This window comes from Streptomyces africanus (assembly GCF_030816955.1).
GTDB lineage: Bacteria > Actinomycetota > Actinomycetes > Streptomycetales > Streptomycetaceae > Streptomyces > Streptomyces africanus.
Genome location: NZ_JAUSYP010000001.1, coordinates 5795767 through 5808765 on the forward strand (window position 1 = coordinate 5795767; position 12999 = coordinate 5808765).

General features: G+C 72.6%; 9 protein-coding genes. 6 read left to right on the top strand and 3 right to left on the bottom strand.

Annotation, left to right across the window (positions count from 1 at the left end; genetic code table 11):
- Positions 1-137 precede the first annotated feature (137 nt).
- The 5 genes from QF034_RS27040 to moeZ all read left to right on the top strand — a co-directional run bounded on the left by QF034_RS27040 (position 138) and on the right by moeZ (position 6214).
- On the top strand, positions 138-1898 hold the full coding sequence (locus QF034_RS27040) for a DUF3492 domain-containing protein (RefSeq protein ID WP_307177377.1): 1761 nt from the start codon (positions 138-140) through the stop codon (positions 1896-1898).
- Positions 1895-3136, top strand: a complete 1242-nt coding sequence (locus tag QF034_RS27045; RefSeq protein ID WP_307177378.1) for a hypothetical protein — start codon at positions 1895-1897, stop codon at positions 3134-3136. The genes QF034_RS27040 and QF034_RS27045 overlap by 4 nt, the downstream gene beginning before the upstream one ends.
- Positions 3137-3266: 130 nt before the next feature.
- Positions 3267-4226: an NAD-dependent epimerase/dehydratase family protein gene (locus tag QF034_RS27050; RefSeq protein ID WP_307177379.1), complete on the top strand. Its 960-nt coding sequence runs from the start codon at positions 3267-3269 to the stop codon at positions 4224-4226.
- Entirely contained in the window at positions 4214-4972 is a 759-nt protein-coding gene (locus QF034_RS27055) for a spherulation-specific family 4 protein (protein ID WP_307177380.1), read from the top strand. The genes QF034_RS27050 and QF034_RS27055 overlap by 13 nt, the downstream gene beginning before the upstream one ends.
- A 63-nt stretch (positions 4973-5035) precedes the next feature.
- Positions 5036-6214 (top strand): adenylyltransferase/sulfurtransferase MoeZ, encoded by a 1179-nt coding sequence (gene moeZ / locus QF034_RS27060; RefSeq protein ID WP_020269791.1) that lies wholly within the window; start codon positions 5036-5038, stop codon positions 6212-6214.
- A 92-nt stretch (positions 6215-6306) separates the two neighbouring features.
- Here moeZ and QF034_RS27065 read toward each other — a convergent pair whose 3' ends face one another.
- From QF034_RS27065 to QF034_RS27075, 3 genes are all read right to left on the bottom strand, one after another.
- Positions 6307-7776 carry an alpha/beta hydrolase gene (locus QF034_RS27065; RefSeq protein WP_307177381.1) on the bottom strand — a complete coding sequence of 490 codons (1470 nt, stop codon included), beginning with the start codon at positions 7774-7776 and terminating at the stop codon, positions 6307-6309.
- Positions 7777-7912: 136 nt separating this feature from the next.
- A complete protein-coding gene (locus QF034_RS27070; RefSeq protein ID WP_307177382.1) occupies positions 7913-9460 on the bottom strand; it encodes an alpha/beta hydrolase in 1548 nt (515 codons plus the stop codon).
- A gap of 107 nt (positions 9461-9567) precedes the next feature.
- Complete coding sequence (locus QF034_RS27075; RefSeq protein ID WP_307177383.1) at positions 9568-12363, bottom strand: lysylphosphatidylglycerol synthase domain-containing protein; 2796 nt, start codon at positions 12361-12363, stop codon at positions 9568-9570.
- Positions 12364-12549: 186 nt separating this feature from the next.
- Here QF034_RS27075 and QF034_RS27080 point away from each other — a divergent pair, with 186 nt between their 5' ends.
- Positions 12550-12972 (top strand): MGMT family protein, encoded by a 423-nt coding sequence (locus QF034_RS27080; RefSeq protein ID WP_307177384.1) that lies wholly within the window; start codon positions 12550-12552, stop codon positions 12970-12972.
- Positions 12973-12999 lie beyond the last annotated feature (27 nt).

A 12999-nucleotide genomic window follows, 5' to 3' on the forward strand; every position in this document is an offset into this window, starting at 1 on the left:
AAGTTACGACCGTTCACCCCTTTTGGTGGCGCGACGGACAACCGTCCGTCGCGCCACCGCCTTGTCCGCATACGTTCGTCCCGCTGCGAGCCGCCGGACAACGGCGGCTCCTGATACGGGAGATCGGGGGTGCACTCGTGCGCATCGGACTGCTTACGGAGGGTGGCTATCCGTACGTGAGCGGTGACGCCAGGCTCTGGTGCGACCGGCTGGTGCGCGGGCTCGGACAGCACGAGTTCGACGTCTACGCGCTCAGCCGCAGCCGGCACCAGGAGGACGAGGGCTGGAGCCCGCTGCCGCCCAACGTCCGCAGGGTGCGCACCGCACCGATGTGGACGGCCGAGGACGACGAGGTGGTCCTGGGCCGCCGCGCGCGCCGGCGGTTCACCGAGTGCTTCGGCGAACTGGCGGCCGTGCTGAGCGGGGCGTCCGGGGGTGCGCCGGCCATCTCCAAGGGGTCTTCCGCGGGAACGTCGGGCGCCGCCAACGGGCCTTCCGAGGGTGTGTCGAGTCCAGAGGCGGACCGTTTCGCCAACGCTCTGTACGGGCTCGCCGAACTCGCCCGCGAGACCGGCGGCCTGGTGGGAGCCCTCCGCTCCGAGACCGCCGTGCGCACACTGGAACGCGCCTGTCGTGCGCCCGGCGCCCACCGCACGGCGCGCGAGGCCCGCGTACCGGATCTGCTCGCCGTGGCCGCACACCTGGAACGCGCCCTGCGCCCCCTTTCCCTCGACTGGTACGAGGACGACGGACTCGGCGCGGTCGACCTCTGCCACGCCGCGTCCGGCGGCCCGGCCGCCCTGCCGGGCCTGCTCGCCCGCCACTTCACCGGCGTCCCCCTGCTGGTCACCGAGTACGGCGTGCGTCTGCGCAGCCACTACCTCACCGCCCCGGACGCCGCACCCGCCGTACGGTCCCTGCTGGCGGCCTTCCACGGCCGGCTCGCGGCCGAGGCCTACGGCCGGGCCGAGATCGTCACGGCCGGCAACACGCACGCCCGCCGCTGGCAGGAGCGCTGCGGCGCCGACCGCGAGAAGCTCCGCACGGTCTACCCCGGCATGGACGCCCGGCCCTTCGCCGAGGTCGGCGAATCCCCCGAGTGCGCCGACCCGGACACCCTCGTCTGGGTCGGACGCGTCGAGCCCGCCAAGGACCTGGTCTCGCTGCTGCACGCCTTCGCGGAGATCCGCAAGCGGCAGCCGAAGACCCGCCTGCGCATCGTCGGAGCGCCCGCCGGTGCCGAGGGCACGGCCTACCTCGGCCACTGCCGGACCCTGGCCGCCCAGCTCTTCCCCGACGAAGCCGACGGCCCGCACGCCACCGGCGACAACCCGGTCTCCTTCGAGGAGATCGGCGGGCCCGAACTCCCGGCCGTCGCCGATGCCTACGCCTCGGGCGCCGTGACCGTCCTCTCCAGCGTCGTCGAGGGCTTCCCGATCAGCCTCGTCGAGGCCATGCTCTGCGGACGCGTGACCGTGTCGACCGACGTCGGCGCGGTCGTGGAGGTCATCGGCGGCACCGGGCTCGTCGTACCGCCGCGCAACCCGCGGGCGCTCGCCGAGGCGTGCGTGGCGCTGCTGCGCGACCCCGCACGCCGTGCGCGCCTGGGTGCCGCCGCCCGCGCCCGTGCCCTCGAACTGTTCACGGTCGAGCAGAACATCGAGGCATTTCACGGCATTTACCTGGAGATCGTCTCGCGCGCCCCGATCCGCCGTGTGGTCCTCGACGAAGCGGGAGCGCCGCTGCCCTTCGCGGTACCCGCCGAGGACCACGTCCCGATCCGCTGGGCCGCCCCGTCACCCAGCCTCGTCGTCCGCGGCGGACCCGGCTGGGCGACGGCCAGACCCGTACGCGCCACCACTCCCGTCCCCGCCACCGCCCCGGAGGGAGCACGATGAGCGGCTTGGGCGAACTGGGCCGCCCGGAGACCCCGGCCGGCCCGGGAGCACCCGGGGCGCGGGGGGCCGCCCGCCCGGAGCAGGCGCCGAGCCCCGCGACCACGTCCCCACCCGCCCCGGAGACGGCCGCCGACCGCGAGCCCGCCGCCCCGCGCCGCGGTGCCGCCGACCCCGTGAAGGCGCTGATGCACCGTCACCGGGAGCTGTGCGAACGAGCGGTGGACCCCCTGGAGATCGCGGCAGGCCTGGAGGCGCACGGCATCACCGACCGGACCGCCACCCGCTTCCGCCACCGGGACGTCTTCTCCCTCGCGGAGGAGATGTACGCGCGGGCCTCCCGGGGCGGGGACGCACCCCCGTCCGCCGCACCCGCCGCTCCACGGGCCCGCGCCGACTGGGCCCTGCTGACGCTCCTGCCGGGCACGCTGTGCGCCGCCGCCGTGGCCGCCGTGCACCTCACCCACGGCCAGTCGCGCCTGTTCGCCGCGGCAGCAGGCACCCTCGCCGTGGCCCTGGCCCTCCGCGCGGCCCTGCGCCGAGGCCCGCTGAGCAGACCCGACCGCACAGCCCCCGGCAGAGCCACGACCTGGACCACCTGGCTCGTCGCCTACGCCCTCCTGGGCAACGGGCTGCTCGACGGCGCCGTCGCCGGAGGCCCCGACAGCCTGCCCACCGGCGCGGCCGACGGCCCCTGGCCCCTCACCGCCGCCCCCGTCCTGGCCCTCGCCCTGGCCTGCGCGCCCGCCGCCTGGACCGCCCACCTCTTCACCGCGCGTGCACGCCGCAAGCTCGCGGCCAGCCGCGGCCTGGAGGACTTCGCCGCCGCGGTACGACCGCTCCTGCTCGGCATCTTCGCCCTCTTCCTGGGCGCCCTGGCGGTCCTGCTCACCGTCTGCGCCGCAGTCCTCGACGAGCCCGCTCCTTACGCCGAGACCCTCACCCTGGGCGCCCTCCTCTTCCTGGCCCGTCTCCTCACCGCCCACGGTTTCGCCTACGCCCCGGCCGTGGTCCTCACCGCCACGGCCACGCTCCAAGCGGCCGCCCTCGCCGCGGTCTTCACCTCCCGTCTTCCCGGTTGCGGCTTCGTGGCCGCCCCCGTCGAAACCCTCGTCACCACCTGGGGCGCCGGCACCGTCCCCGCGCTGGCCTGCGGCGTGGCGGCCCTGGCCCTCCTGGTCCACGCGACCCGCAAGCTGACCAGGGCTTCGGCCCACGCACCGCCGGAACCCTCCCGGTGACCGCCGCTGCCACGGGCCCCGCCGGCGCCGGCAGCACCCGCAGATCCCTCCCTTCCGACTCCCTCCCCGTCTCAAGGAGAACCCGCATGACCACCCGCCCAGCAGCCCCGACCGTCCCGGGAGCCGCGCGATGAGAGTCCTGCTGATCGGAGCCAACGGCTACATCGGCCGCTTCGTCGCCGACCGCCTGCTCGCCGACCCGGCCGTGCAGCTCACCGCCCTCGGCCGGGGCGACGACGCCGACGTCCGCTTCGACCTCGCGTCCGGCAGCCCCGGCGCCCTCACCCGCTTCCTCGACGCGGTCCACCCGGGCGTCGTCGTCAACTGCGCAGGCGCCACCCGGGGCGGTGCCCGCGAGCTCACCCGCCACAACACCGTCGCCGTGGCCACCGTCTGCGAGGCCTTGCGCCGCAGCGGTTGCGGTGCCCGTCTGGTGCAGATCGGGTGCAGCGCCGAATACGGACCCAGCCAGCCCGGCTCCTCCACGGCGGAGGACGCCGTCCCCCGGCCCGGCGGCCCGTACGGCGTCAGCAAACTCGCCGCCACCGAACTCGTCCTCGGCTCCGGCCTGGACGCCGTCGTCCTGCGCGTCTTCTCACCGGCCGGGCCCGGCACCCCGGCCGGCTCCCCGCTGGGCCGGCTCGCCGAGGCCATGCGCCGCGCCATGCAGTCCGGCGACGGCGAGCTGAAACTCGGCGGCCTCGGCGCGCAGCGCGACTTCGTCGACGTCCGGGACGTGGCCCGGGCCGTGCACGCCGCCTCGCTCTCCGCCGCGCAGGGTGTCATCAACATCGGCTCGGGACGCGCCGTCCGCCTGCGCGACGCCGCCGCGGTCCTCGCCCGCGTGGCCGGATACGGCGGCGCCCTCCACGAACTCGACGGCCCTCCCGGTGCCCTGCGCTCGGCCATCGGCCACCCCCGCCCCGACCCGGACCACGCCCCTCCGGTCGCGTACCCGTACCCGGACGGCTGCGGCAGCTGGCAGCAGGCCGATGTGCGCACCGCCCGCGACCGGCTCGGCTGGCGCCCCCGGATCGGACTCGAGGAGTCCCTCGCCGACATCTGGATGGAGGCGGCATGCCGCATCTGACCAGCACCCGGCCACGCACCTCCGGCACGGAACTCCGCTCCGGCGTCGGCGTCCCCGGCTACGCGCACCCCCTCCTCGCCCCCACCGAGTGGGGCGAACTCACCCGCCCCGGCACCCCGCTGCACTGGGTGGTGCTCAACGTGGCCGACGGTCCCGGCACCCGCCCCGACCCGCACTGCCTGGAGGCCGCCGGCCGCCTGCGCAACGCGGGCATCCGCGTCCTCGGCCGTCTCGACACCCGGTACGGCACCCGGAACTTCGGGGAGCTGATCTCCGACGCCCACCGGTTCGTCGACTGGTACCAGGTCGACGGCTTCCTCCTGGACCGCTGCCCGGCGGACCACGCCGGGCTGCCCGAGGTGCGCCGCACGGTCGCCACGCTCCGCGTGATCCGTGACGAGGCCCACATCGTCCTCGACCACGGCATCCACCCGCACCCGGCCTACGCCCAGCTCGCCGACCAGCTGGTCACCTTCTCCGGCCCGTGGAGCGACTACCGCTGGTCCCAGGTGGCCGAGTGGACCACCGACCATCCGCCCGAGCGCTTCTGCCACTTTGTCCACGGAGTGCCCCGCCCGCACCTGGAGGAGGCGCTGCGCATCGCCCGCCGACAGGGCGCCTCGACGATCTGGTTCACCGACCACACCGACCACACCGATCACGGCGGCCGCACCGATCCCTGGGAGACCATGCCCGGCTACTGGGACGACATCGTCTCGCTGGTCGGAACAGGTGTCTCGGAATGAAAAAGCGCATGGCACTGTTACGGGGAGAACAACCGTAGTGATTGACCGACCAACGGAGTCCCCGTGTCGCTGCCACCCCTGGTCGAGCCGGCTTCCGAGCTCACCGTAGACGAGGTCCGCAGGTACTCCCGCCACCTGATCATCCCCGACGTCGGGATGGACGGGCAGAAGCGGCTGAAGAACGCCAAGGTGCTGTGTGTGGGCGCCGGCGGCCTGGGCTCGCCGGCGCTGATGTACCTGGCCGCCGCGGGCGTCGGGACCCTCGGCATCGTGGAGTTCGACGAGGTCGACGAGTCGAACCTGCAGCGCCAGATCATCCACAGCCAGGCCGACATCGGCCGCCCCAAGGCGGAGTCCGCCCGTGACAGCGTCAAGGGCATCAACCCGTACGTGAACGTGATCCTTCACGAGGAGCGGCTCGAGGCCGACAACGTGATGGAGATCTTCAGCCAGTACGACCTGATCGTCGACGGCACGGACAACTTCGCGACCCGCTACCTGGTCAACGACGCCTGCGTGCTGCTCAACAAGCCGTACGTGTGGGGGTCGATCTACCGCTTCGACGGCCAGGCCTCCGTCTTCTGGTCCGAGCACGGCCCCTGCTACCGCTGCCTGTACCCGGAGCCCCCGCCCCCCGGCATGGTCCCCTCCTGCGCCGAGGGCGGCGTCCTGGGCGTGCTGTGCGCGTCCATCGGCTCCATCCAGGTCAACGAGGCCATCAAGCTGCTCGCCGGCATCGGTGAGCCGCTGGTCGGCCGGCTGATGATCTACGACGCCCTGGAGATGCAGTACCGCCAGGTCAAGGTCCGCAAGGACCCGGACTGCGCGGTCTGCGGCGAGAACCCGACCGTCACCGAGCTCATCGACTACGAGGCCTTCTGCGGCGTCGTGTCCGAGGAGGCCCAGGCGGCGGCCGCCGACTCCACGATCACTCCCAAGCAGCTCAAGGAGTGGATCGACGACGGCGAGAGCATCGACATCATCGACGTCCGCGAGCCGAACGAGTACGAGATCGTCTCCATCCCGGGCGCCCGGCTGATCCCGAAGAACGAGTTCCTCATGGGCACCGCCCTGGAGAGCCTCCCGCAGGACAAGAAGATCGTCCTGCACTGCAAGACGGGTGTCCGCAGTGCGGAAGTCCTCGCGGTCCTGAAGTCCGCGGGCTTCTCGGACGCGGTCCACGTCGGCGGCGGCGTGATCGGCTGGGTCAACCAGATCGAGCCGGACAAGCCGGTGTACTGACCGGACGCGCCGGCATACCGAGCCGTATCCGGCCTCCCTTCGCGAACGGCGGGGGCTTCGCGCACCACGGGTGCCCGGAGCCCCCGCCGTCGTCATGAGCAGACCTTGCCGTCCTTCGGCACCGAACCGTCCAGCAGATACGCGTCCACCGTGGAGTCGACACAGTCGCTGCCACTGCCGTACGCGCCATGTCCCTCGCCCCGCCAGGTGAGCATCACTCCGACGCCCTTGCCCAGCTCGTCGGCCATCCTCCGGGCGCCCTCGTACGGGGTGGCCGGGTCGCCGGTGTTGCCCACCACCAGGACCGGTGCCGCGCCGGGGGCGCTCACCTCCGGGGTGTCGTGCTGTCCGGGCACCGGCCAGTCGTGGCACCAGCCGGCCGTGTCCCAGCCGAGGAACGTCCCGAAGACCGGCGAGATCTTCTCGAACTGAGGCAGCAGCTTCCTGGTGGTCGCCGCGGTCGGCCGCTGCCTGTCGTCCAGGCACGATATGACTCGTTGGGCGTGGGTCGTCGTGCCGTAGCGTCCCGACGGGTCCCGTTCGTTGTAGCGGTCGGCGAGGGTCAGCAGCTCCGAGCCGTCTCCCCGTTCGGCCGCGTCGAGGGCGCTGGTCAGCGTGGGCCAGCTGTCCCTGCTGTACAGCGGCAGGATGATGCCGGTGACCGCGAGCGTCTGCGTCAGCTTCCGCCCGGGCGTGCCCGCCGGCAGGGGCCGGGCGTCGATCCGCCGCAGCAGGTCCGCGATCTTCCGCGAGCCCTCCGCCGGGTCCTGGCCCGTGGACTTCAGGTAGCCGTTCAGCGCGCGCTGGAAGCCCCTGGCCTGGTTCCGGGCGTGCCCCACCGCGTCGGCGCCGGGGTCCACGACCGCGTCCAGGGTCATCCGCCCCACGTTCTTCGGGAACAGATGCGCATAGGTGCCGCCCAGTTCGGTGCCGTAGGAGATGCCGAAGTAGTGCATCTTCTCGTCGCCGAGGACCTCCCGGATGCGGTCCATGTCGCGGGCCGAGTCGGCGGTCGACACGTGCGCCATCAGCTTCCCGGCGTCTTTCTGGCAGCCCTTGCCGAAGTCGGCGGCGTCCTGGAAGAACGCCTTCTCCTCGGCGGGTGTGTCCGGGGTGACGTCCACGGACTCGGCCGCCTGGATCTCCTTGTCGCCGCGGCAGCGCACGCCCTCGCTGGCGCCGACCCCGCGCGGGTCCCAGCTCACCAGGTCGTACCGCTCGCCCAGCGAGGAGACGGTCGGGGCGTACGAGGGCATCATGGACACGCCCGAGGCACCGGGACCGCCGAAGTTGAACAGGAGCGAGCCCACGCGGTCGTCGCCGCGGGCCTTGGCGCGGATCAGCGCCAGCCCGATCGTCTCGCCGTCCGGCTTCGACCAGTCCAGCGGCACCTTCAGCGTCGCGCACTGCCAGTCGCTGCTCGGCGCGGGAGCCTCGCCGGTGGCCTTGCAGCGTCCCCACGAGAGCCCGCGCTTGTCGTCGTCCGACGAGCCGCCGCTGCATCCCGCGGCGAGCAGTGCCGAGGCGACCGCCAGAGCGGTCCACCGTACGAAACGCGTCATGAACACATCCCCCCTCGCAGGCCGTCCGCACCGTGCCGCGGATGGCGGTCAGGCCATGGTAGGCAGATCGCGCACCGGCCGTGACAGCCTGTGGATAACCTTCTGACCTGCACGTTCGTCAAGCCGGGGCCTGATCTCAGGTGCAGACGGTCCCCGCCCGCGGCACCTTTCCGTCCAGCAGATAGCCGTTCACCGCGCCCTGCACGCACTTGTTCTTGCTGTCATAGGCGCCGTGCCCCTGTCCCCGGTACGTCAGCTCGACCCCGACGCCCTTGCCCAGCGCCTCCACCATCTTCCGTGCGCCCTCGTACGGGGTGGCCGGGTCGCCGGTGTTGCCGACGACCAGGATCGGCGCCGAACCCGGCGCGCTCACGTCCGGATGGTCGGCGGCGCCCGGCACGGCCCAGTCGGTGCAACTGATCATGCCCCAGGCCAGGAAGTCGCCGAACAGGTCGGAGGCCGCCCGGAACTCGGGCCGTTTCCGCTCCACGAAGGCGGTGTCGTAGCGAGCTTTGTCGTCCGCGCAGTTGATGGCGATGTTGGCGGCGGAGAAGTTGCTGTACTCACCGTTCTCCTCGCGCCCGTTCATCGTGTCGGACAGCAGCATCAGGATGCTGCCGTCGCCGTCGTACGCCTGTTGCAGGCCCTCGGTGAGGTACTCCCAGAAGTCCTTCGAGTACAGCGCCTGGAGGATGCCGCTGGTCGCCGCGGTCTGGGTCAGCTGGCGCGGGAAGACACCCGGGATCGGTGCGCGGTCGAGGTCCTTCAGCAGTCCGGCGATACGGTCCTTCACGTCCTGCGCGCTGTCGCCGAGAGGGCACTCCTCCGCCTTCGACACGCAGTCCTCGGCGAAGTTGCCCAGCGCGAGCTGGAAGCCCTTGGTCTGCCCGAGCGAGCCCTGTTCGGCGTTCTGCGTGGGATCGACGACGGCGTCGAACACGGCGCGGCCGACCCGCTCGGGGAACAGGTGGGCGTAGACGCCGCCGAGTTCGGTGCCGTAGGAGATGCCGAAGTAGTGCAGTTTCCCGTCGCCCAGGACCTGGCGCATCAGGTCCAGGTCGCGGGCCGCGTCGGTGGTGCCCACGTGCGGCAGGATCTTCTCGGAGTTCTGCTCGCAGGCGTCGTTGAACTCCTTGGTGCTGTCGAGGAGTTCGGTGCGTTCGGCGGGGTCGTCGGGCGTGGCGTCCTGCTGGAAGTACGCGTCGAGCTGCTGGTCGTTCTCACAGATCACGGGGGCGCTGCGGCCGACTCCGCGGGGGTCGAAGCTGACCAGGTCGTAGCGGGTGCGCAGGGTGCCGTAGTCCTCCGCGAAGGACGGCAGAGAGGTGACGCCCGAGCCGCCGGGGCCGCCGAAGTTGAAGATGAGCGAGCCGATGCGGGCGCTCTTGTCGCCGCTGCTCCTGGCCCGGATGAGTTCCAGGCCGATCGTGTCGCCCTTGGGGTCGTCCCAGTCCAGCGGGGCCTTCATGGTGGCGCACTGCCACTCGTCGCCGCCCGGCAGCGGCGAGGGCACGGCGCCTCCTCCCTGGGCATCGGACGGGGCCGGGCAGTCCTTCCAGCTCAGCTCCTGCTGCGTCAGGTCCTCGTCCTTGGCACCGTCGTCACCGCAGCCCGCCAGCCCGGCGGACAGCAGCACGGCGGTGGCGGTCAGTGCGGCGGCGCGCAGCCGGAGGAGGGTTGGCATGGTTCCATCCTGCGGCGGCGGGGGGCCGCCCGCGCGGGACGCGTGCCGTACGAGGTAAGAGGGGCGGGTGGTGCTTCGGTGGTGCTGAAAGGCCTGGGCCGGCCGGGTCAGAGGGCCTGCTTGCGCGTGAGGTGGTTGAAGGCCAGCCAGCCCGGCAGCACGGGCAGCCACAGCGTCAGCAGTCGGAACAGCAGGACCGCCGGTGCCGCGACCTCCTTCGGCAGCCCGACGGCGATGAGGCCGACGGTCAGGGTGGCCTCGACCGCGCCCACGCCGCCCGGGGTCGGCGCCGCGGACCCCAGGGCGTTGCCCGCGAGGAACACGACGGCGACGCTGGCGAGGCTGATCGACGTGGACTCGTCGCCGAACGCGCGGATCGACGCGTCCAGGCACATCACGAAGCAGGCGGTCAGCAGCAGCATGCCGCCGATGCCGGTGACCAGCTTCTGCGGCCGCTGGAGCACGTCCAGCATGCGCGGCACGACCCCCGCGAACAGCGACCTCACGCGCGTGACGACGAACTTCCGCAGGAACGGCACCGAGGTCACCACGAGCACGAGCACCGCCACCGTCAGCAGACCGGCGATGACCGTCCGGGACGGCGACAGGGACGGTGTCTTCTCGGTGCCGGTCAGATAGCCGAAGGACAGCAGCATCAGGATGTGGCAGCCGAGCCCGAACAGCTGGGACGCTCCCACGCTCGCCACCGCGAGCCCCGGGCGCACTCCCGCGCGCTGGAGGAAGCGCGTGTTGAGGGCGACACCGCCCACCGCCGCCGGGGCGACGATCTTCACGAACGACCCGGCGACCTGCGCCGCCACGGTCCGCACGAACGGCACCCGCTCGGGCACGAACCCCAGCAGGGCCATCGCCGCCGCGATGTAGCTGACCATCGAGAACAGCACGGCCGCGGCGACCCAGCCCCACTCGGCGTTCGCGATGAGCGGTCCGAACTCGATGTGCGTGAGCTGCGTCAGCAGGAAGTACGCGCCGATCGCGCCGGCCATGAAACTGATCAGCGTGCGCGGCCGCACCCGCTCCAGCCGGGCCGGCTCGACGGGTGCCTGCGGCCTGATCCGCAGCACCTCGTACCGGATCTGCGTGAGCAGGTCCTCCTCGCGCGCCTCCTCCAGGGCCTCGTCGATGGCCCGCTTCTCGGCCCGCTGCTCCGCCCGTACGGCCTTCTTGTCGGGTTTCTCCAGGACCGGTGCGGCCTCGTCCGAGGCGTCCTCCAGGCGCGCCTGCTTGGCCTGCCGGGACGCCTCCAGGACCGCCTCGCGCTCGCGCTGGGCCCGCTCCCGGGCCAGCCTGCGCAGCGTCGCGCGCGTGGAGCGGCTGAGCGCGATGGGCTGGAGCATCGGCAGACAGTCCGCCACCGCGTCGGGGCCGAGCACCTCCACCGCCGAGGCCACCGCCCGCTCGGCGCCCACCCGGAGGCCGAGGGTCACCAGCAGCTGGGACGTGTCCATGCGCAGCAGCAGGTCACCGGCCGCGATCTCGCCGACGCGCAGGTCGGTGAGGATCACCGTGCCGGAACGATCCACCAGAATCGCGTCGCCGACCAGCCTGCGGTGAGCGATGCGCCGGGACTGGAGAGCCTTCACCTGGTGCCAGGTATCGCTCAGCAGGGCGTCGGTGATCTCCTCGTCCGGCAGCGAGTCCAGGGTGCGGCCGCCGCTGTGCTCGTAGACGAGCATCACCGCGTCGGGACCCAGCTCGGACGTGGCGATCAGCTTGGGCGCGTTGGCACCGGCCGCGATCGCCGCGTACGCCAGCAGCGCCTCTTGCTCCAGGGCCTGGCGCAGCGACTGGAGGCTGCTGCGGGTGGCGAAGCCGCGCAGGGCCAGGTTGCGCCACGCGCGGTAGAAGAAGCCCTGGGCCTGCTGCTCCCGGTCGACCACCGTCACGTCCAGCGGCGGGCCGTCCTCGAGCGTGACGAAGTAGCGGCGGCCCCGGTCGCCGGCATCCGGGTTGTCCGAGATGTCCTCGCGGGACGCGCTGACCGGGCGGAAGCCGACCGTCCGCAGGCCCGCCATCAGGGTCTGCCCGGTGGGCCGGACGTTGGGCGAGCCGACCGCGTAGAGCGTGCCGTAGGCCACGGTCCAGCCGATCAGCACCGTCAGGATGATCGAGAACGGTGTCGTGTACCCGGTGACGAGCATCGAGAAGGCGTCGAGGAGCAGTACGACCCACAGCACCGTGCGCCATCTGGGCCGGCGGGACATGCCGACGGCCGTCATGTACGCGATGACCGGCGCCAGATAGCCGTGCACAGGGTCGGTCAGCGCGTGGATGTCACCGGGGGAGGGCTGGGTGAGCGCCTCCTGGATCGAGTCGGGGGCGGCGCGGGCGACCCACAGGTCGGTGGCGAGGGTCACACCGTGGGCGAGGACGGCCGCGAGCACGCCGTCGGCGATTCTGAGCCCGTCCCGCTTGATCAGCCGCTCGATGGCGAAGGCGACCGGCACCAGCAGGATCGCGATGCTGGAGGCCAGTCCGGCGATCTTGATGAGCAGGTCGGGGGCCTGGCCCGTGCCCTTGTTGATGTCCTGTTCGAGGCCCGAGGTGGTGCCGTGCGCGAACGCGGCGATCCCGATCAGCAGGGCTACGGCGAGCACGCCCACCAGGAGCCGCATCAGGTCGGACGGGCGGTGCACGCGCGCGGGGAGCAGCGGTTCGTCGCCCTCCACCTCGTCGATGTGCACGGTCCCCTCGTCGTCGGCGGACGCCGGGGCCTTCTTGCGGAACCTCGCCGCGGCCGTCGGCGCCTTCTCGCCGGACTCCTCCGCGGCCGTCCCGGCCTGCTCACCGGCCGGTTCCGGGCCGTCGGCCGGAGTACCAGGGCGCGACGAAGCGTCAGAGGGGCCCTCCGGGTCCTCGGGGTGCGCACCCTGCTGCTTCATCGTCTCTTCTTGGTCTCGTATCACCGGTCACCGCCCGCACGATGGTGGCATGCCGCACCGACACACGGGGGCATCAGGGTGCACATGCGGGGGCGGACAGTCTGCCCGACGCACCCCCGCCGGGGGAGGCAAACGCTCCGGAGCACGCCCGTCCCGTTGTCGGTGGGGTGGGGCAGGATGGGGCGGATGAGCGAGGAGAGCCTTCCGCAGGACGCCGGCGCGCAGGACGCCCACACGGGGTACGACGACACCCGTGAGGCGCCCGGGGAAGCGCTGCCCGCGTACGCCGAGCGGGTCCTGGACGTCGCCGAACTGATCCCGCCGGGCCGTGTCATGACATACGGAGACGTCGCCGAGTGGCTGGAGGAGGGCGGTCCGCGGCAGGTCGGCCGCGTCATGGCGCTCTACGGCGGAGCCGTTCCGTGGTGGCGCGTCGTCCGCGCGGACGGCGTCCTGCTGCCGGGCCACGAGCAGCGGGCGCTCGGCCACTACCGCGTGGAGGGCACGCCCCTGAAGCAGGCGAGCCGGGCCGCCGAGGGCCACCTGCCGCGCCTCGACATGAGACGGGCGCGCTGGGACGGCGGCGAACGCGCGAAGGCTCACACCTGACAGCTTCCGGCATCGGACCCCCTCCCG

What these genes read in the sequence shown, in the direction of transcription:
- QF034_RS27045 (WP_307177378.1), top strand. Translation starts at nt 1,895, where the DNA reads ATGAGCGGCTTGGGCGAACTGGGCCGCCCGGAGACCCCGGCCGGCCCG.
- QF034_RS27050 (WP_307177379.1), top strand. Translation starts at nt 3,267, where the DNA reads ATGAGAGTCCTGCTGATCGGAGCCAACGGCTACATCGGCCGCTTCGTC.
- QF034_RS27055 (WP_307177380.1), top strand. Translation starts at nt 4,214, where the DNA reads ATGCCGCATCTGACCAGCACCCGGCCACGCACCTCCGGCACGGAACTC.
- QF034_RS27065 (WP_307177381.1), bottom strand. Translation starts at nt 7,776, where the DNA reads ATGACGCGTTTCGTACGGTGGACCGCTCTGGCGGTCGCCTCGGCACTG.
- QF034_RS27070 (WP_307177382.1), bottom strand. Translation starts at nt 9,460, where the DNA reads ATGCCAACCCTCCTCCGGCTGCGCGCCGCCGCACTGACCGCCACCGCC.
- QF034_RS27075 (WP_307177383.1), bottom strand. Translation starts at nt 12,363, where the DNA reads ATGAAGCAGCAGGGTGCGCACCCCGAGGACCCGGAGGGCCCCTCTGAC.
- QF034_RS27080 (WP_307177384.1), top strand. Translation starts at nt 12,550, where the DNA reads ATGAGCGAGGAGAGCCTTCCGCAGGACGCCGGCGCGCAGGACGCCCAC.